Source organism: Anaerocolumna cellulosilytica (assembly GCF_014218335.1).
In the GTDB taxonomy this organism is placed as follows: domain Bacteria; phylum Bacillota; class Clostridia; order Lachnospirales; family Lachnospiraceae; genus Anaerocolumna; species Anaerocolumna cellulosilytica.
In genome coordinates this window covers 1,756,601-1,775,879 of sequence record NZ_AP023367.1, presented here as the reverse complement: position 1 = coordinate 1,775,879, position 19,279 = coordinate 1,756,601, and the positions used below count along the sequence as shown (strand labels likewise).

13 protein-coding genes are annotated in these 19,279 nt (G+C 38.5%); 3 read left to right on the top strand and 10 right to left on the bottom strand.

What is annotated here, in order from left to right; all coding sequences use genetic code 11:
* Positions 1 to 35: 35 nt before the first annotated feature.
* The 4 genes from acsn021_RS07675 to acsn021_RS07660 all read right to left on the bottom strand — a co-directional run bounded on the left by acsn021_RS07675 (position 36) and on the right by acsn021_RS07660 (position 7,492).
* Complete coding sequence (locus acsn021_RS07675; RefSeq protein WP_184093577.1) at positions 36 to 2,270, bottom strand: helix-turn-helix domain-containing protein; 2,235 nt, start codon at positions 2,268 to 2,270, stop codon at positions 36 to 38.
* Positions 2,271 to 2,509: 239 nt separating this feature from the next.
* A complete protein-coding gene (locus acsn021_RS07670; protein WP_197978599.1) occupies positions 2,510 to 4,810 on the bottom strand; it encodes a glycoside hydrolase family 95 protein in 2,301 nt (766 codons plus the stop codon).
* A 117-nt stretch (positions 4,811 to 4,927) separates the two neighbouring features.
* Complete coding sequence (locus tag acsn021_RS07665; protein ID WP_243182322.1) at positions 4,928 to 6,490, bottom strand: glycoside hydrolase family 43 protein; 1,563 nt, start codon at positions 6,488 to 6,490, stop codon at positions 4,928 to 4,930.
* Positions 6,491 to 6,649: 159 nt separating this feature from the next.
* Positions 6,650 to 7,492 carry a helix-turn-helix transcriptional regulator gene (locus acsn021_RS07660; protein ID WP_184093576.1) on the bottom strand — a complete coding sequence of 281 codons (843 nt, stop codon included), beginning with the start codon at positions 7,490 to 7,492 and terminating at the stop codon, positions 6,650 to 6,652.
* 169 nt (positions 7,493 to 7,661) lie between these two features.
* Here acsn021_RS07660 and acsn021_RS07655 point away from each other — a divergent pair, with 169 nt between their 5' ends.
* On the top strand, positions 7,662 to 8,762 hold the full coding sequence (locus acsn021_RS07655; RefSeq protein WP_197978610.1) for a glycoside hydrolase family 88/105 protein: 1,101 nt from the start codon (positions 7,662 to 7,664) through the stop codon (positions 8,760 to 8,762).
* A 112-nt stretch (positions 8,763 to 8,874) separates the two neighbouring features.
* Here acsn021_RS07655 and acsn021_RS07650 read toward each other — a convergent pair whose 3' ends face one another.
* Together acsn021_RS07650 and acsn021_RS07645 are read right to left on the bottom strand one after the other, a co-directional pair.
* Positions 8,875 to 9,312 (bottom strand): MarR family winged helix-turn-helix transcriptional regulator, encoded by a 438-nt coding sequence (locus acsn021_RS07650; RefSeq protein ID WP_184093575.1) that lies wholly within the window; start codon positions 9,310 to 9,312, stop codon positions 8,875 to 8,877.
* 157 nt (positions 9,313 to 9,469) lie between these two features.
* The gene (locus tag acsn021_RS07645; protein ID WP_184093574.1) at positions 9,470 to 10,504 is read right to left on the bottom strand and encodes an epoxyqueuosine reductase; all 1,035 of its coding nucleotides are present in this window, start codon (positions 10,502 to 10,504) and stop codon (positions 9,470 to 9,472) included.
* Positions 10,505 to 10,661: 157 nt separating this feature from the next.
* Here acsn021_RS07645 and acsn021_RS07640 point away from each other — a divergent pair, with 157 nt between their 5' ends.
* Complete coding sequence (locus acsn021_RS07640; protein ID WP_184093573.1) at positions 10,662 to 11,969, top strand: LysM peptidoglycan-binding domain-containing protein; 1,308 nt, start codon at positions 10,662 to 10,664, stop codon at positions 11,967 to 11,969.
* A 178-nt stretch (positions 11,970 to 12,147) separates the two neighbouring features.
* A complete protein-coding gene (locus acsn021_RS07635) occupies positions 12,148 to 13,413 on the top strand; it encodes a LysM peptidoglycan-binding domain-containing protein (RefSeq protein ID WP_184093572.1) in 1,266 nt (421 codons plus the stop codon).
* Positions 13,414 to 13,486: 73 nt separating this feature from the next.
* Here the strand turns inward: acsn021_RS07635 and abc-f are convergent, their stop codons facing one another.
* The 4 genes from abc-f to acsn021_RS07615 all read right to left on the bottom strand — a co-directional run bounded on the left by abc-f (position 13,487) and on the right by acsn021_RS07615 (position 19,183).
* Positions 13,487 to 15,460 (bottom strand): ribosomal protection-like ABC-F family protein, encoded by a 1,974-nt coding sequence (gene abc-f / locus acsn021_RS07630; RefSeq protein ID WP_184093571.1) that lies wholly within the window; start codon positions 15,458 to 15,460, stop codon positions 13,487 to 13,489.
* Positions 15,461 to 15,556: 96 nt separating this feature from the next.
* Entirely contained in the window at positions 15,557 to 16,597 is a 1,041-nt protein-coding gene (locus acsn021_RS07625) for an ABC transporter permease subunit (protein ID WP_184093570.1), read from the bottom strand.
* A gap of 2 nt (positions 16,598 to 16,599) precedes the next feature.
* Positions 16,600 to 17,658, bottom strand: a complete 1,059-nt coding sequence (locus acsn021_RS07620) for an ABC transporter permease (RefSeq protein WP_184093622.1) — start codon at positions 17,656 to 17,658, stop codon at positions 16,600 to 16,602.
* Positions 17,645 to 19,183: a sugar ABC transporter ATP-binding protein gene (locus tag acsn021_RS07615; RefSeq protein WP_184093569.1), complete on the bottom strand. Its 1,539-nt coding sequence runs from the start codon at positions 19,181 to 19,183 to the stop codon at positions 17,645 to 17,647. The genes acsn021_RS07620 and acsn021_RS07615 overlap by 14 nt, the downstream gene beginning before the upstream one ends.
* Positions 19,184 to 19,279: the final 96 nt, after the last annotated feature.

Genomic DNA, 19,279 nt, shown 5'->3' with positions numbered 1-19,279 from the left:
TTCCGATGAAACTTAGAGGTCTTAGTAGGTGTTTTCTATGCTCTATACTCTTTAGGGCTAAGTCCCATTGTCCGCTTAAAGGCCCTTCTAAAAGATTGTATGCTGTTATAGCCTACACTCTCCGCCACCTTATGCACGGTATTCTCGGGATTTTTTAACATTTCACAAGCAGTATCAATTCGAATCTGCTCTAAGAAGTCGGTAAAATTCATACCAGCTCCTTCCTTAAATATAGTAGATAGATACCCCTCGGACATACCGAATTCTACGCCTACTTTACTAAGTCCCAAACCAGAATCGTTGTAATTATCTTTGATATATTCCATAATTTCTGAAATAATCTGTTTCCGATGTTTCGACCGGTTCTGCTGAACTACGGTGCATATCTCCTGACATATGTTAGTCAGCCTCTCAAAATACTCCGTGTATTCGCCGTCATAATTAATAACTGCCTCGTTAAGCCAGTATATCTTTTCCTGATTATAACCAAGAGATTCCTCCTGCCAAGATAATAATTCTGTCATTCTTCTATGAAATTTTATAAATCTGGAACGATCCAGATGCCTATGGGCAAAGTTCTCTTTGGCAAGAATTTTTAGCATTCCTTCTACTGCTGCCCAATCTCCGGATTTCATGCCGGTAACCATCTTTTCCTCTATAATGTAAGGAAAATAAAATTCCTCCGTGTTTTCCAGTCCCAAGCTGTATTCCATAATATGGCGCTTATCCCTGCAGGCCTGCATAGCAATTGCAGCTTCTTCACAATTTTTCCAGATATCCAGCAGATTTTTACACACCTTACTAATACCCCAGTTTGTCTCTACATTATATTCTGCAACAAGCCATTCAAACGTCTCCTGTAACAGTTCTTTTAAATTGGTTGTATCTTCTTTTACTGTAAATATTCCAAAAGTTACAAGAGTGTTTCTTTTATAAAACCATGCCGGCTCTTTATATCTTTCATTTAGATAGTTCATAACCAATTGAGAAATAATACGTACTTCTTCAAGGGTCTGTTCATCTACCTCATAAAAATCATTATTGGCAAAAAGTTTAAAGGACACAACGCAATAGTTTTCACCGGTCAATTCAATTCCTGCTTTTTTTGCCATATAATTTAATTCTGCCGTATTGACAAACTCTGCTTTTATCAGATTGTGAAAAAAGGCTTTCTTTAGATACGGTTTATCATATTCCAGCTCTTCTAACAGGGTTTCGTTGTTCCTTAAAATCTCTGTGACTACCTCTCCCATGGACTGGAAACTAATCTCCTGCCTTATCTGGGTGTTGCTGCTGGTTATCATCGAGAACAGCGTGTTTAAAGGCCTTCCCTGTTGTAAAGATAGGTAGACTGAGATTAGTAACCCTAACGTTATGGCTGAAACAATCAGCACCATAACAAAGCTTTCCAAACTGTTTAACTGCTTGAGTGCCACTTGCTTAGGCAATACCAGTATGTATTGCCAGCCATTATCTGCACTAATGTAGGTAATGCTCTCATTCTCTACATTCATAATACCACTTTCGTTGTACCAATCCTCACTAAGTTTTTCTAAGTAATCAAGTTTATCTTCTTTATAGATGAGCTGTTTATCCGAATTTAAGATAAACATGGAATATATCTTGTATTCATCAAGGAAGTTCAGGTATTTTCGAATGGCCGATTTATTGATTTCATAAACTAAGGCTCCAAGATTATCGCCCCTTAGTTCTTTGGCAAAAGGAACGATGTAGTTTAAGCCTCCTTCTTTAGTAACAAAGAATCTTGGTTTCCTGCTATTTTCATTGGCACACATCCTACGCCACTCATCAAACTCCATATTCCAAAGTTTTATGTACCTTTCAAAGATATCAACACGGTAAAGAGAGTTCTCAAAGATTACAATGTCTCTGGTATTAAAGTAAATATAATTATTTTTTATTAGCTTAATACCCTGATATCTTAAGGAATTATTATATTCCTCCATTACCCCCAGTGCCTGCTTTGAGTAAGCACTGTTAACCACTGTCTTCCCGCCGAAATCTTTTAGATTTGTACTTTGGGACATCTGAAGGCTTATTCCCTGAAGCGCTTTTACCTCTTCATCAATTTTAGCAATTCCGTTTCTCAGCACAAAAATACTAGACTCATTGATATTGTTTTCTACAACCTGAAATGCACTTTTAAACCCATATAATAAGGTGGCTAATGGTATAATCAGCACCAATACATAAGATACCAAAAAGCGAACTACCGAATTGTTCCTATAGATTCTGTTAATATGTCTCATAGCTTCTCCTCTTTTACCCCAATTATAAACCCTATATATTCCATCCTTTCTCTTTAATCTACACTAGATAAGTGGAAAACTCTTTATCTTTTATTGCATACCCCTGCCATTGTATCATAAATATACTTCGTAATAGAAATATAACACAATATGATATCTGCTTCAAATAAAAGTAAGGGCACACTTTTTCATCTGAAATAGTGTACCCTCTTATTATCCGTCAGATATCATCAGTACTGTTATTTCTCAAAGCAGCAGGAATAACTGCTACCATTACCGGCTAATAAAAAGCCTGCTTCCTCTTCTTTGATAGTAACTTCACCCTCCGTGTTTTTTAACCAGAGGCTATTTGGTGCTACAAACCTTGCAGCTCTTCCGCTTAAGGAACGGATTACTAATTTTGTAACTTCTCCATCCTTCCAGGATACGTCCATCTCAATATTACCTCTTGCTTTTATCCCCATGATGGTGCCTTCCACCCAAGTGTCAGGCAGTGCCGGAAGGAAGTGAATAATCTCAGCCTGACTCTGTACCAGCATTTCAGCAATACCAGCACATGCTCCAAAGTTACCGTCAATCTGAAAAGGCGGATGCATGTCAAATAAATTGATAGCTGTGGATTTGGCAAGGATGGCCTGAACATTTTTACCCGCTTCCTCTCCATCTCTTAATCTAGCCCACATGTTAATAATCCAGGCTCTTGACCACCCGGTATGACCTCCGCCATTAGACAGCCTTCTCTCTAAGGTAATTCTGGCATTCTTCATAAGCTCCGGTGTTCGCTCATAGGTCAGCTGATTCGAAGGATATAAGGCATACAGGTGTGAAATATGACGATGACCTAACTCTGCTTCTTCATAATCCACTGCCCATTCTTTAATCTGCCCATGCTTACCCACAGAGGGCTTGGGAAGCTTTGAAATCATTGCTTTTACTTCCTCACCTAAATCATCTTCTAATCTAAGTATCCGGGCTGCTTCTAAATATTGTTTAAAGATATCTGTAATAATCTGGCTATCCATAGATGGTCCAATGCATAGGGTTCCCCTATCCCCACTGGGATGAATATAGGTGTTTTCCGGTGATACACTAGGGCCCGTTACCAACTGTCCCTCTTCATTTTCAAATAGATAATCTCTGAAAAACAAGGCACATTCTCTAATTAGTTCAAAGTAGGTTCTTAAAAATGCTTCATCCAGGGTAAAGAGATAATGCTCCCAGATATGTGTTGTCAACCATGCTGCTCCCATTGGCCATATAGTTGCAGGCATATAAATGTCCTGAGGTGCACAGTCTCCCCACACATCGGTATTATGATGCGCTACAAAGCCTCTGCAGCCATACATTTTTTCCGCTACTTTTTTACCACTTGGAAGCATTTTTGTTAGTAAATCAAAGAGCGGCATATGGCATTCGGACAGATTACATATCTCTGCCGGCCAGTAATTCATCTCTGTATTAATATTTATAGTGAATTTGCTGTCCCAAGGGGGATTAAAATCTTTATTCCATATTCCTTGTAAATTAGCAGCCATAGTTCCCGGTCTGCTACAGGAAATAAGCAGGTAACGTCCAAAATTGAAATACATGGCGATTAGTCCTAAGTCGACCTGACCATCCTTTACCTTTTGAAGACGTTCGTCAATAGGCAACTCTGCTAAGTCTTTATCTTCTTTCATGGTAAGAGACATTCTATTGTACAAAGCTTGATAATCCTTAATATGTTCTGTTTTAAGTTCATCATAGGAATACTGCTGTGCAGCTTCCAGTGTCTTTTCGCACCATTTCTCCGGATTCTCTCCATAATAGCTGGTACGAATCGTAAGCAGCAAAGTTGCTTCTGAAGCCTCCTCTAGTAATACCCTGTTACCAATGGTATACACCTTTCCATCCGTATCCACTACTTTAGCAGCTACACAAAAGGATACACCATTTCCTCCTTCTATTCCACTTAACTGAATCTTATTATCACCCACTGCTTTATTCTCATTCAGATACTTTGCCCTGGATAATGCAAGAATAAAATGAAGTGCACCTTTTTCACTGGCTTTCATTCTCACTACTAACACATTATGTACATTGCTAACAAAAGCCTCTCTTTCATAGATGACTCCACCTAACTTGTAGGTAGTTCCGGCAATTGCCTTTTCCAAATCAAGAGTTCTCTTATAGTCTGTAGCTGCTTCTTTATCCAGTTCAAAATTCAACGTTACATCCCCGGCGGTTGTATAATTTCGTTCTCCCTCAGGCCCCGCCACCATACTTAATTCACCTAGTCTTTGTGCCTCTTTTATTTTACCTGCTTTTAATAGATTGCGAATCTCCTGTAGGTATTTCATAGAATCCGGATTAACACGGTCTCTGCCGCCGCTACCATACCATAACGTATCCTCATTTAACTGAATACGCTCTTTTTCAATTCCTCCAAAAACCATGCCACCAAGGGAGCCATTCCCTATAGGAAGTGCATCATTCCAAGCCTCGGGGTTTCTAGGATTCACATCTGCCGGTTTTGTGTAAAACATCGTACTATACTTCATAAAGCTCCCATCTGTGTGCTCTAGTCTATTTGCACTTGCACACGTTTAAATCAGGATGTTGAAAAAACACCTTTTGTTTTTTCAACTTAACTCCCGTCTGTGTGATTTCACATTCGCTTAATCTTCATATTTAAAATAATCGAAATCTGCCGGTCTTCTGCTGCCACAACCTCCGTTATTTGCATAGATACCAACTAAGGTTCCGGTATGTCTCTTGGGATCATCTGGTACCCCTTCATCACACAAATAAATACAATCTGTAAGAACTCCTGCTTTTTCCCAAGCTATTCCGTCATAACTGTAGTAAAAGCTCCTGGTTAATTTATCAACTTCCACTTTTAGATAAACCGGGGCCTCTTTTATGTCTTTTACTTCTGCCATTAGCTCTTCCCCATGATTTCTATTTATAACCAGTTGCAGCTTTCTTCCCTCTTCATAGCATAAACTGAACCTGACATAAGTTGCCGTACTGTAATAACAGGTTAGTCCGGCCTGTTCTCCATTACGCTCAGGATAAAACTCTAGCTTTGTCTCCGCTTTATAACTCAACTCTTGTTCTCTGCGAAGCAGTGTATTCTTTGCTTTGATTTCATGAAGCTGACCGTCTCTGGTCCATATTCTAAAATATCCCGGCCTTTCTGTCAGAGACCATGAACCATTATCCGGCAGCCGTACAAACTCCCATTCCAGATTAAGAGTTTCCTTATCAAAATCATCCATAGTATTTCTTTCATAGATACATTCCGGTAACATGGGTGCCTTTTGAACCAGACTTGGCCCTTTTCCTTCATTTACAATAAACCATCCGTCGTCTGTCCAGGTGACCGGATCTAGTCCTGATTCCCTTCCAACCGTGGTAAATTTTCCTTCATTGGGTCTTCCCAGCAGATAATATATCCACCAGTCTCCATTTTGAGTCTGTACCAGTTTACCGTGACCGGTTCTTTGAAGAGAAGCCTTCGGGTCTTTTTGTCTGATAACCGGATTATAGGGGCATTCTTCGTAAGGACCATACAGATTTTTTGAACGTGCCACATTGATTCCGTGGCCATAACCGGTTCCACCCTCGGCAACAATGGCATAATACCAACCGTCCTTTTTCATAATATGTGGACCTTCCGGGCATCTCTCTCCCGTACCTGGCCAAGCAACCTTCGGACCACTTATTAACTTGGTGCAATCACTGCTTATCTCATAAACCGTGGCAGCACTTGCTATTACCATATAATGCTTGCCGTCTTCGTCCACAAAGTGAGACGGGTCAATAGCATCTGCCTCCAGCCATACCGGCTTTGAATAAGGTCCCTCTGGAGTTTTTGAAGTTACCATTAGTTGTCTGCGAAGAACATTGTTGCCCCTGCCACCATCACCGTTTAATCGCAAAGTAGCAAAGATATAGAATGTACCGTCTACATAGGATATATCCGGTGCCCAGATTCCATGGGAATCTTTAATATCTTCCATAGGCAGATACTCTGTGTTCACCACTGCATGCCCTATTATGTGCCAATGTACCATATCCTTAGAATGGGATATGGGTATTGCCGGAAAGTACTGAAAAGAGGAATTAACCATATAATAATCCTCACCCACCCTAATTACCGAGGGGTCAGGAAAAAAACCTCTCTGTACCGGATTACAGTACTCTCTGTTGCTTTTGTTACCATCAAATTCTTTCACCATTAGCTCCAATCTGCGACCTTTAATCGCGTATACAGTTTACCTAATACAGTAATTTAATTAATCATAACTTTATTTTGATAAAACTGCATGCCAATTAAAGAATGGCTTTATGCCATTTATTGCTTTGCTAAATGATGTACCTTGACATAGTAAAATTCATTTCTTTTTACGATAATAAAGAGGTGCATGTCCGGTTATTTCTTTAAATACCCGACCGAAATGTGTTATACTTCCATAACCCACTTTAGCTGCTATAAAATATACCTTTAAGTTGGTTTCTTCTAACAACTTTTTCGCTTCCTTAATCCGTACACTATTCACATATTCTACAAAGGTAAAACCAGTTACCTCTTTGAAGGCATGGCTTAAATAGTAAGGGCTGACAAAGAATTTATCTGCCAGATACGGCAGAGATAATTCTTTTTTATAATGTTTATTAATGTAACGTACAATTTCACTGATTCGTTCATGCATGGGATTAAGATATTCTAAGGGCTCCATAATATGTTCTTCTAAGTACCGGGAGGACAAAATCAACAGTTGCAATACAAGACTTTGTATATAGATTTCATAAGCTCCCTTCTTCTCTCTGGCTTCTTGTACAATCCGCTGTAACATATCCTCGACCTGTATTTTATATTGCAGAGTGAAATGAATCACCAGATAATCCTCATCAAAGGCAGAATAAAGCTTTTTAAACAAATCACCTCTAAAGGCAGGTATAAACTCTTCTTTAAAATTAAGTATAATTTTTTCATGCTCTGGATAATTCCCATTGGCTGTTTTGTGTAACACATCAGGTTGTATAATAATTAAATCTCCTGCCTTAATGACGATTGTTCTGTCCTTGATAAAAAACTGTCTTTCTCCCTCTAACAAGTAATATGCCTCATAGGAGCTATGAAAATGACTGTACGGCATAATATGATTGGCTTGTTTTTTTCTGGATACAGAGAAAATATCCGCAAAATTATTAAGTACAAAGTTCCGTTTGCTCATCCTACTTCCTCCTTATACCTTATTATATAGGAATTTTTTTTATAATAATAGCAAAAAATAAGAAGAAATAGATGTTTTAAGCAAATAATGTACAGATTAATGCAGTAACATATAGATATATTTACAGATGTTTTATACAATAATAACTTTAAAAAGGATGGATGCTGATATGACAACCGTTAGAGAAAAAACACCGCTTTATTACGGTGAACTTGCCTGTGATACACTTATGGCGAAATACCGCCCGGAGGAGTTACCGCCTAAAGGCCGATTCCATTATCATCAGGGTGTTTTCCTTTCAGGAATGGAACAATGCTATTTTCAAAATAGAGATGAAAAATATTATAATTATATAAAGGACTGGGTAGACAGTATCATCGATGAAGATGGTAAAGTAACCGAATATGATGCGACTCAACTAGATGACCTGCAGCCTTGCATCCTGCTTTTTCACCTGTATGAAAAGACAAAAGACGAACGCTATAAAACAGCTCTTCATACCTTGATTCCTTTGGTAAAAGGTTGGAAAACCAATTCCCAGGGAGGATTTTGGCATAAAGAAATTTATCCAAATCAGATGTGGCTAGATGGTCTGTACATGGGCGGTCCTTTTTCAGTACACTTTGGTAAGACCTTTGCGTATCCCGAATATTTTGATTTAATTACCCATCAGGCATTATTAATGTATGAGCATACCAGAGACTTTAAAACCGGTCTTCTTTATCATGGATGGGATGAAACCAGAGAAGCTATCTGGGCTCACCCTGCTACCGGAAAGGCTCCTGAATTCTGGGGACGTGCGATTGGCTGGTATCCGGTTGCTTTACTTGACATTTTTGATTACTTACCGGAGGAGCATTCCAAAAAACCGGAGCTTGTCTTAATACTCCAAGATTTATTAAAATCCTTAGTACCATTTCAGGATGAGTCAACAGGCCTTTGGTATCAGGTGGTTGACAAAGTGAACGAATCTGATAACTGGTTGGAAACCTCTTGCACCTGCCTGTTTGTATGTGCACTGGCAAAGGCTGTCAGAATGGGTTACCTTCACAAAATCTATCTTAAGTATGCCTGGAAAGGGTTTGACGGCGTTATAAACCGTCTGAAATACGATGAAAATGGCGGTATCGTAATTGATGGTGTATGCATTGGCACCGGTATTGGGGATTACACTCACTATATTAACCGTCCTACTAGTGTTAATGATTTACATGGTGCCGGGGCCTTTATCTTAATGTGTGCAGAAATGAACCTAGCTGAAACACTTTAATTTAAAAAGGGATACCCTGTACAGCATTCCACTTATAAGGAAATCTGTATGGTGTATCCTTTTTATTTGCCTTAATAACCCCATGTATTATGGTCTATATACTAATCCCCGTTTATTTCAGGTTCTCCAAACAGGATAAAACCTCTAAAAATGCCTCATATTTTTCTTCTCCAACTAACTCTTGTACCTGTCTTTGGGTCTCTTTCCATATTGGTGTTGCCTCTGTAAGTCTTTCTTTCCCAGCTTCACTGACTGCAATACATTTCTTTCGGGAATCTATATCTGCTGTTTTCACCGTTATTAGTTCATTCTTACGTAAAATTTCAATATTTCTAGTGACTGTTGTCTGGTCCATCAGAGATAGATTTGCAAGTTCATTTACCGAGATTCCGCCCTGCCTGGAGGCTATATCCTTAAGCAGTGAGTACTGGGTGGATTTTAACCCAGCTTTGCGAAAGGCATTATCATAAAACTGAGTCACAATCCGGGTTGACATTCTAAGTCTCTTACAGGCACAATCCTTTAATTTTAGGTCTGTTTTTTTATTCATGGTGCACTCTCTCTTATTTGTATAAATTATGTATATTTTACATTAATACACAGCTTCTTCTTTGTCAAGTGAAAGCCATATGTCAACACGACAACTTCCTATATAAATCCTAGGCTTATGTCTTTTGCATCCTGACATCTCTGCTATAGCATAACCCCTATACAGCCAGCAGTCTATTCTTAATAATAATAAGGGCCATATTCCGAACCTGGGTATATTCACTTTCACAGGCCTTTAAGATATATTTTCTATACTCATCCTTATATTGGTTATCCATATAATTCAAAGTATTAACCTGCCATTTCCATAGTTCTTTATCTGTTAAATAGAAAAATTTTGGCTGAATTTTAGCAGTGTAATACTCTTGCCTCATACTCATAATATTTTCCGGACTCAAATTGGGTATAATTTCAGAAAGTCCGGGAAATTCTTCCCTGCCCTTCCATTCTTTTGCATTCATGGGACAAACATCCTGACAAATATCACACCCATAAATACAGTCCCCGAATTTCCCCGCAAGCGGCTCCTGGTATAGTTCACGCCCTCCAAACGTTGTTAGATAAGAAATACATTTTGTAGGTGACATAGTATAAGCTTCTGAGAGGGACTTGGTGGGACAACTGCCAATACATTTGCTACAGCCTGCTGGACAGGGTGCAAGGGATTTTTCCTCCAACAGCTCTATATCCTTGTCAATCAACCAGGCTTCTATATGATTCCAGGAACCGGATTCCGTATAAAAAAAATTATTGCGGCGTACCACTCCAAGACCTGCCTGTAAGGCTGCCCATCTCATCCCTACTATACCAAATTTTTTATTATTTTCTGCTTTTATACCTAACTTCCCCAAATACTGTTCAAACTTCTGTCTGTTATTGTATTCAACCGAATTTTTATCAATCCGTACATCAAACAAATAAGATTTTGCAATGTGTCCCTTTACCTGCTCCGGAACCTTATATTTGTTATAGGAAAGTGCAAGGACTACTGCCGATTTTGCCCATGGATATGTATTGTTCAGATTAAGCAACCTCTTTTGCCCTTGATAGAATCTTTCTGATTCCGGTACCTTTTCTATCCGTTCTTTTAACTTTTCTTCATAACCATCCAACTTATGAATAGGCACAATACCGCATTTTTCATATCCCAATGCATAGGCCTTTGCCTGAATACTCTTTTCTATTGATAGCATCCTCTATGCCTCCTAATGTATTTCAACAAATTACATGTATATACATATAATATCAGAATTTCTTTCCCTGTCAATATATTATTTATATAAGTTTACTTTTCTTCTATTCCCAAAACAAAATACATATACATAATAGAAAGTCATAAAAGGTGAAGCTATGATTATACATGTTGTCAAACCGGGTGAAACTCTAACTTTTATTGCTGACTATTATGGAGTGTCCCAATCAAAATTAATACAGGACAATGACATAATAAATCCGAATGAGTTAGTGGTAGGGCAGACTATAGTTATTGCTTATCCTGAACAAACCTATACAGTGGAGGAAGGGGATACTCTGGAAGGAATTGCTTCCAGATTCAATGTTACCATTCTTCAATTGCTGCGAAATAATCCCAGTATTTCAGACAGAACTTTTCTAGAAATTGGTGAAACACTTGTAATAAGTTATAAGACCGGCAGAGAAATTACAACCAATGGCTTTGCTTATGCGTTTATAGAAAAAAGCACATTAATTAAAACTTTACCGTATTTGACTTTCCTGTCCCTTTTTAATTACACCGTAAATAAAGACGCAGAATTAATCCCTTATTTCGATGAATCTGAAATAATACAATTGGCAAAAGCGTATGATGTAGTCCCTTTAATGTCTCTAACTACCCTAACAACTGCCGGTGTTCCTGACCTTACTGCTGCCAATCAAATTTTATTAAGTGATAGCTTACAAGAGCATCTTGCTGATAATACCTTAAAAGTCATACAGTCATTTGGCTACTCTGGTGTAAATATAACCTTTAGTTTTCTAAGTGAACTGAATCAGGAGTTATATCATAGCTTATTATCGAAACTTTATAATCGGTTAAAAAAAGAAGGCTATCTGGTATTCTCAACCATTAATCCTAATATTCGCACTCTTGGAGATCGGGTAGATTTTTCTCAGGTAGACTACGGTGCCTTAAGTAAATATGCTGATACTTTGGGCTTCTCTAATTTTGTATGGGGAACTAATTATGGACCGCCTACTCCGGTAAGCTCCAACTATAACCAGCAGGTATTTCTTAATTACATTACACCTATGGTCCCGGGACATAAGATTGAAATAGGTACACCCGTCATAGGTTATGATTGGGAACTTTCCTATATCTCCTCCATCGTTTCCAATGCCACATCCCTTACTATAAATGCTGCTATACAGCTGGCCAGTAATTTCAATATACCCATAGACTTTGACGAAACTTCACAGACACCTTTCTTTTTATATAACCAATTGAATTATTATGGACTGCCGGCACGCCACATTGTCTGGTTTATAGATGCCAGAACTATTAACTCCATACTAGATTTAATTATGGAGTATGGTTTACAGGGTAAGGCCATATGGAATGTAATGATTTTTTACGCTCAGATGTGGCTGATTATTAACTCCCAATACAAAATAGTAAAATTCGTTGAACTCATTAAATAATTCATCCGCCTCCACACTGTTAGTATACCTTAACTTGTAACTTTCAAAATAGTCCAACTAAAGCTAAATGTCAATTTGACAAGGTTTAAACCTACTATATGCAATAAAGTGATTTATTTAATAAGTATCCTCTGGGAATTGAATACATATAATGAAACAAAACCTTTCGAGGGCAGCTATGATTATTCATGTTGTAAAACCTGGAGATACCGTTGATTCCATTGCAGAATACTATGGTATATCAGCAAACAGATTAAAAATATATAATAATTTAGCAGATACGGAAGCACTGGTAATAGGTGAAAGCCTCATCATACTAATACCTGAAATAATATATACCGTCAAAGAAGGAGATTCTTTGGCACAGATTGCTGATTCTTACCGCACTACTGTAATAGAACTTCTAAGAAACAATCCGGAATTATCTGATAAGCAGATTTTGTATCCGGGTGATGAAATTGTAATAAGTTTTCGGGAAAAGAAAGGACACACTATTGCTACCAATGGATTTGCCTACCCTTATATTGACAAAAATGTCTTAAAAAAAACCTTGCCCTACCTTACTTATATTACCATATACAGCTACAGTGTTACTTCTTTTGGTGACTTAAGCAATCTGGAAGATGAGGATATTATCGGACTGGCCAAAGCCTATGGTACAGCCCCCATAATGATGATTATACCCGGTTCTAATAATACCGAAGAAGCAATGGATATCGTAAATTCAATTATATCAGACAAGACCATTGAGGATAGGTTTATTGAACAGATTCTTCTTATCCTGAAAACAAAGGGATATCACGGTGTAAGTTTTCACACGCCTTACATCCATCCGACCTACCGTGAACGTTATAGAAAGCATGCCTTACGATTGCTTGAACACGTAACAGACGCCGGCTATCAAGTACTGGATACTTTTGAGACTCCTATCATTGGATTCGATTATGGATTATTGGCAAAGGAATTGACAGGAATTACCTTGATTGTTTATGAATTTGGTTATTCTGAAGGTACTCCCCTTGGCTCACTCTGTACAGAAAGCCTCCGAGAAATCATATCTGAGTTTACTGAGCTGGTTCCTCCTGCTAAAACCTCTATTGGTATCCCTTTGCAAGGATACGTCTGGAAGTTACCTTTTATATCAGGCTCTACAAAGGGTATGGCTATCAGCTACCGAGCCGCTATTGAACTGGCTTCTCAGAATAATGCCCATATTGTATATGACGCCATCACCAATACTGCTTCCTTTCATTTTTATTCAGGCGATGAATATCTGGTGCGCTTCTGGGATGTTAGAAGTTACAATATTTCCTTAAAATTTGTTCCGGATTTCAATTTATCCGGTGTTGGCATCTGGAATATTATGACCTGGTATCCCCAGCTCTTTATGTGTATAACTTCTCAGTATAAAATACTGCCGTTAAATGAAAATAACCAGTTATAATCTTCAATTAACCCACTACCTGAAGAGGCATTTACCCGTTTTGTATCCATGAAAGTTAGTAATCCTATTACCATTATTGTGTACAAAACGGGTCATCTATCCATTCTTCTAGAAGGGCATCTATTTCATCAGTAAGTTCTTTCTTCACCTGATACAACTTACTTAATCTTTCATAATCAGACGTGTCCTTCTCTATATCCTTATCAAGTTCTTTTAATTGTTTTTCAAGTAATTCTATTTTTTCCTCCCGCTTTTTACTATCTGCTTTACCTTTTTCCAGGGGCTGTTTCTTTTTAAAATTCGCTTTTTCAGACTTTTTGACATCTATTGTTTTAATAATCTTCTCTTGAACCGGCTGCTCTTTCTTTTCCTGTCCATTCTCGGCTCTCTCTCTTTGTAATCTATAATCATCATAATTACCCAGATAACTTTTAATGCTGTAATCTTCAATGGCAAGAATTCTCTGACTCATTTTATTAATAAAATACCTGTCATGGGATATGAGAAATATAGTTCCTTTAAACTCTGAAAGAGCCGCTTCAATGCTTTCTATGGATATCATATCCAGATGATTCGTAGGTTCATCCAGTATAATAAGATTAAGCTCCTGAAACAGCAGTTTGCATAGCTTTAAACGAACCTTTTCTCCACCTGACAAAAGTTTTATTTTTTTATATACATTGCCGCCGTAAAATTTATATTTTGCCAGACGGTCTCTTGCTTGTCCCTCAGAAACTACCGTATCCTCCCGAAAATAATCCAGTACCGTAAGTTCCTCATCTTCAAAAATCAAATTCTGAGGTAAATAAGCACTCCTGACACCAGCACCTAAAGTCAATATTCCTTCATCCGGCTGCAGTTCCCCCAGTAACATTCTAAGAAAGGTAGTTTTTCCGCAGCCATTCGGCCCGACTAATGCTATCCGCTCTCCATACTGTACCAATACTTCTGCCTGCTGTAAAATTGTCTTATTCTCAAAAACTTTTGATAGATTTAAAGCCTTTATAACAATTTTGCCGGAACGTTCCCCTTCATTCATGGTAAGCTTAAGATTCTGCCGGTTTACTACAGGTTTATTAAGCGGTGTCAACTTATCCAATTTGTTTTGAATACTTGCAGCCCTTTTTACAAACTTATTATTGTCCGCCTTTTTTGCCCATTCCTTTAACTCCTTTACAGATTGTTCCATACTGCTAATTTTCTTTTTTTGTTCCTTATACCTATTATATTGAAGGCGAATATTCTCCTCTTTTTGTCTGATATACTCCGAATAATTCCCAAAATAGACATGACTTACCTTATCCTCTATTTCGATTACCTTATTTACCGTATTATCCAGAAAATATCTGTCATGAGAAACAACGATTACAATTCCTTTATAACTTTTTACATATTCCTCTAACCATTCAACAGATTCTATATCCAAATGATTGGTAGGCTCATCTAATAATAATACATCCGGTGCATCAATAAGCAATTTACCAAGCGCTACTGTGGTCTTTTCGCCGCCACTTAGCTGGTCAAAATCCTGCTGCAAGAAACTATCTGTGAAGTTCAAACCCTTACAGATTTTACTTATTTTTTCTTCGATGGAATAACCACCCTTTAATTCATATAGTTGCACTAATTCTCCATACTTTTCTAAGGCTGTCTTTAAATCTTTACCTGTGAGATACACCATGCTCTGTTCCATTTGATGCAGCTTTGCTTCTAAATCATGTACTTCTTTAAAGCTAAGATTTAAGACATCTATCACCTTTAGTCTGCTGCCATACTGTGGAATTTGTTCCAGATAGGCACAAACCGTGTCCTTAGAGACCTTTACCCATCCCTCATCAAATCCCGGCGGAATCGGGGCATAGGGATAACCGGCACAATGATGCAATTTTAAGATGCCAGCTATCAGTTTTAGTATAGTGGATTTACCACACCCGTTTTCTCCTACAATCGCCACTTTCTCCCCCTCTGTTACCAGAAAAGTAACATTTTTAAGGATAAGTACCGAATCCAAATATTTTTTTACGCCCTCAAGGGAAATTTCATGCATTTTTAGCTCCCATCTGCGACCTTTCAAACATGCCGCTGTATATCCTTTCTATACTTACTATACAATAGGGCTCAAAAAGCGCATACCTTGAGGATATTACCGAATTAAACTTAAGGCGTTTTTCTTTTTCTTGGAGGCCCCTATTAAGGACTGTAAAACTATAAAGAAGCAAAGAAGTGCTGACAGAACAATCCGAACCCACCAACTAGATAACGTTCCCTGAGTCGTAATCAGGCTTGTAATGGTACCTTTTATTAATACACCGAATAAAGTACCAATCACGGTACCTACGCCTCCGCTTAGCAATGTGCCTCCTATAACAGCAGCAGATATTGCATCCATCTCCATTCCCTTCGCCTGTTCCACGAATCCGGCACTGCTGTTTAAACAAAAAAGAAAACCCCCAAGTCCTGCTAAAAGTCCCTCCAATATGTATGCCATAAGCTTTGTTTTCCTTACATTGATTCCCATCATTAAGGCACTTTGCTCATTACCGCCTATAGCATATAGTTTTCGGCCGAATTTTGTGTATTTTAGCAAGACCGTTATGAATACGACTATTAGCAGTGCAGCAATTACAGTAGGATAAATATATGCTGGCTGATAGACACCTTTTTTATTTACAGAACCGAAGGGCAGATAGATTTTATAATTAGCCCATTTTAAGAACAGGTTATTTTTTATGGATATCATCTCGGTACTAATAACTGCTGTCATGCCGCGTCCAAAAAACATACCAGCCAGCGTAACAATAAAAGGTTGTATCTTAAGATACGCTATCAGATATCCCTGGACAATCCCAAATAAAATACCTATTAATAATGAAATCACCAGAGCAGAATAGGCATTAATCCCCTTATTCTCCATAACATAGGCCGATGACATACAAACTAGTGCCGTCACAGAACCTACGGATATGTCAATCCCTCTGATTATCATAACAAGCGTCATTCCACAACCTATCACAATAAGCCCGGCATTGGATATAAACAGATTTAAAAACATCTGAGGCTTTGCAAAACCCTTATCCTGAAATACCACCATCCCCACTATATACATTACCAGAAACAATGCAATTGTTATCATCAGTAAGAATGCATTGCCGCTTCGCTTAATTTTTGTTTTATTTTTTTCCATCCTTACCGCCCGCTTTCTATACTCACGCTTTTTTTCATTCTTAATTCTGTGATATGTTTCTTAAATACCGCACTTTGTAGTACAACAATAATTATAACGACGACCGCCTTATAAACCGGAAGCTGGTCTGCGGATACATTCATGGCATACAAGGTTGTAGTTAATGCCTGTATGGTGTATGCTCCAATTACAGAGCCAAACAAACTGAACCTGCCGCCGCTTAAAATATTTCCTCCTAAAGCTACTGCCAGTATGGCATCCATCTCCAGATACAGTCCGATATTATTAGCATCCGCAGAATAGATACGGCTGGAGGCAACTATACCTGCAAAGCCTGCCAACCCTCCGCATAAGACATAGGTAAGAAACTTAATTCTGGTGGAATTAAGCCCCACCAGTCTTGAGGCCAAGCCGTTCACGCCAACACTTTCAATATAGAGTCCAAGAGCTGTTTTGTTGAGAACCAGATATACAATTAATACCGCTGCTACTGCAAAGAACACAGGTGTCGGTACCGGACAATTTCCGATATAACCTCCCAGAATTTTGTAGTTTTCAACACGCACATAAGTAATCTGCCCTTTCGTAATCAACTGTGCAACGCCTCTGCCGGCCGTATACAATATCAGAGTAGCTACCATGGGCTGAATATGTAACTTTGCAACCAGAAAGCCATTAAAAGCACCACATAACAAAGCTGCTGCCAATGCCATAAGAACGGCAAGAAGAAATGGATTTTCAAACGTATTAGCCGAAACCTTTCCACCAGATAATATCTGACAGCATACCGCTGCTGAGACAGCCATTACAGCTCCAACACTAATATCCTGCCCTCCGGAAGCTGCTGTTACAAGGGTCATACCAATTGCCAGTATAACAAGTTCTGAAGCACGGTTTACAATATCCACAAGATATCCATACAAAACTCCGTTATTCATAGATATCCGAAAGAAGTCCGGTGTCTTTAGTACATTCACAAGTAATACCGCTGCCAGGCAGAGAAAGGGCATAAATAAACGATGCTCCGTTATATTTTTTACGGTTATCTTAATTTCTTTCATCTTTTTCATCCGTCCTATCTCCTCCTGCTATCATCTTCATTATGTTTTCCTGTGTTAAACCATCCCCTTGTATCTCCCCAACTTTTTCCCCGTCCCTTAACACTATCATCCTGGAACAGGTACGGAGCATTTCTTCAACTTCGGAGGATATAAACGTTACCGCCTTCCCTTCTTTTGCAAGCTCAAGCACCAACTTCTGAATCTGTGTTTTAGTACCTATATCTATCCCTCTGGTTGGCTCATCCAGTATCAGGTATTCAGGATTGGTAAGCAGCCACCTTCCAATAATTACCTTTTGCTGATTTCCGCCGGACAGATTTTTTATGGGTGTTTCCCTATTCGCTGTTTTTATCTGAAGAATATCAATGTACCTATCTGCTGCTTCCTCCATCTCTTTCCGTTTCATTGGCTTTAACAGTCCCATCTTAGCCTGCATTGCAATCATAATATTCTCCCGTACAGATAAATCCTGTATAATTCCTTCTTTTTTTCGATCTTCGGGTAAATATCCTATGCCATACTTCATGGCATCCAGAGGGGTGCGTATCTTTACTTCTTTTCCGTTTATCAAAAGGTTTCCGCTATCGGCTTTATCAGCACCATAAATAGTACGGACAAGTTCAGAACGTCCGGAACCCAACAACCCTGTCAGCCCGATTACTTCTCCTCTGTTTATTGAGAGTGAAAAAGGCTTAATTGTACCTTGATGTCCTAAATCAATTGCTTTAATTAGGGGAGCTTCTTCTGTTTTTATACCTGCCTGTTCTCCTTTTATATCTGCCAGATCATCAAAATCCTTTCCCATCATTTTCGCAACCAGCTTAAGGCGTGGCAGATTCGTGGTTTCGTATTCACCTACCAGCTCTCCGTTTCTTAAAACTGTTATACGGTCACTGACTGCATAAACCTGTTCCAGAAAATGAGTGACAAATATAATTCCCACTCCCTCGCTTCGCAGGTGTTTCATAAGAAGAAATAATTTTTCAACTTCTTCTTCATCCAGGGATGAGGTCGGTTCATCCAAAATCAGTACCTTACATTTCATATCAACGGCTCTGGCTATAGCAATCATCTGTTGTAATGCTATAGAACACTCTTCTAACATTTGTAGCGGTGACACCTCAATAGCAAGTCTTTTTAATACTTCTTCAGACCGCCGGTTCATGGCTTTCCAGTCTATGAATCCTGCTTTTTTAGGTTCTCTTCCAATGAATAAATTCTCTGCTACCGTCAGGTTCGGACAGAGATTTACCTCCTGATATACGGTACTAATCCCATTTTCCTGCGCTTCTTTAGGGGAATGGTTCACAATAGGTTTATGGATTCCTGCCATGTGTATTTCACCAGATTCTAATTCATAAACACCTGTTAATACCTTAATTAAGGTTGACTTTCCTGCTCCGTTTTCTCCCATTAAAGCATGTATTTCACCTCTTCTAAGGAAAAAATTCACTTTTGTTAATGCCTTTACCCCGGGAAAACTTTTACTGACGCTTGTCATGGACAATACAATGTTTTGATTCATATCACTTACACCTGCTTTCTTATGACAATATAAATCCGGTCACACACTTTCAGTATTTAGTTAGAAAAATGCGATACAGTCCATCCGTTTGAATTT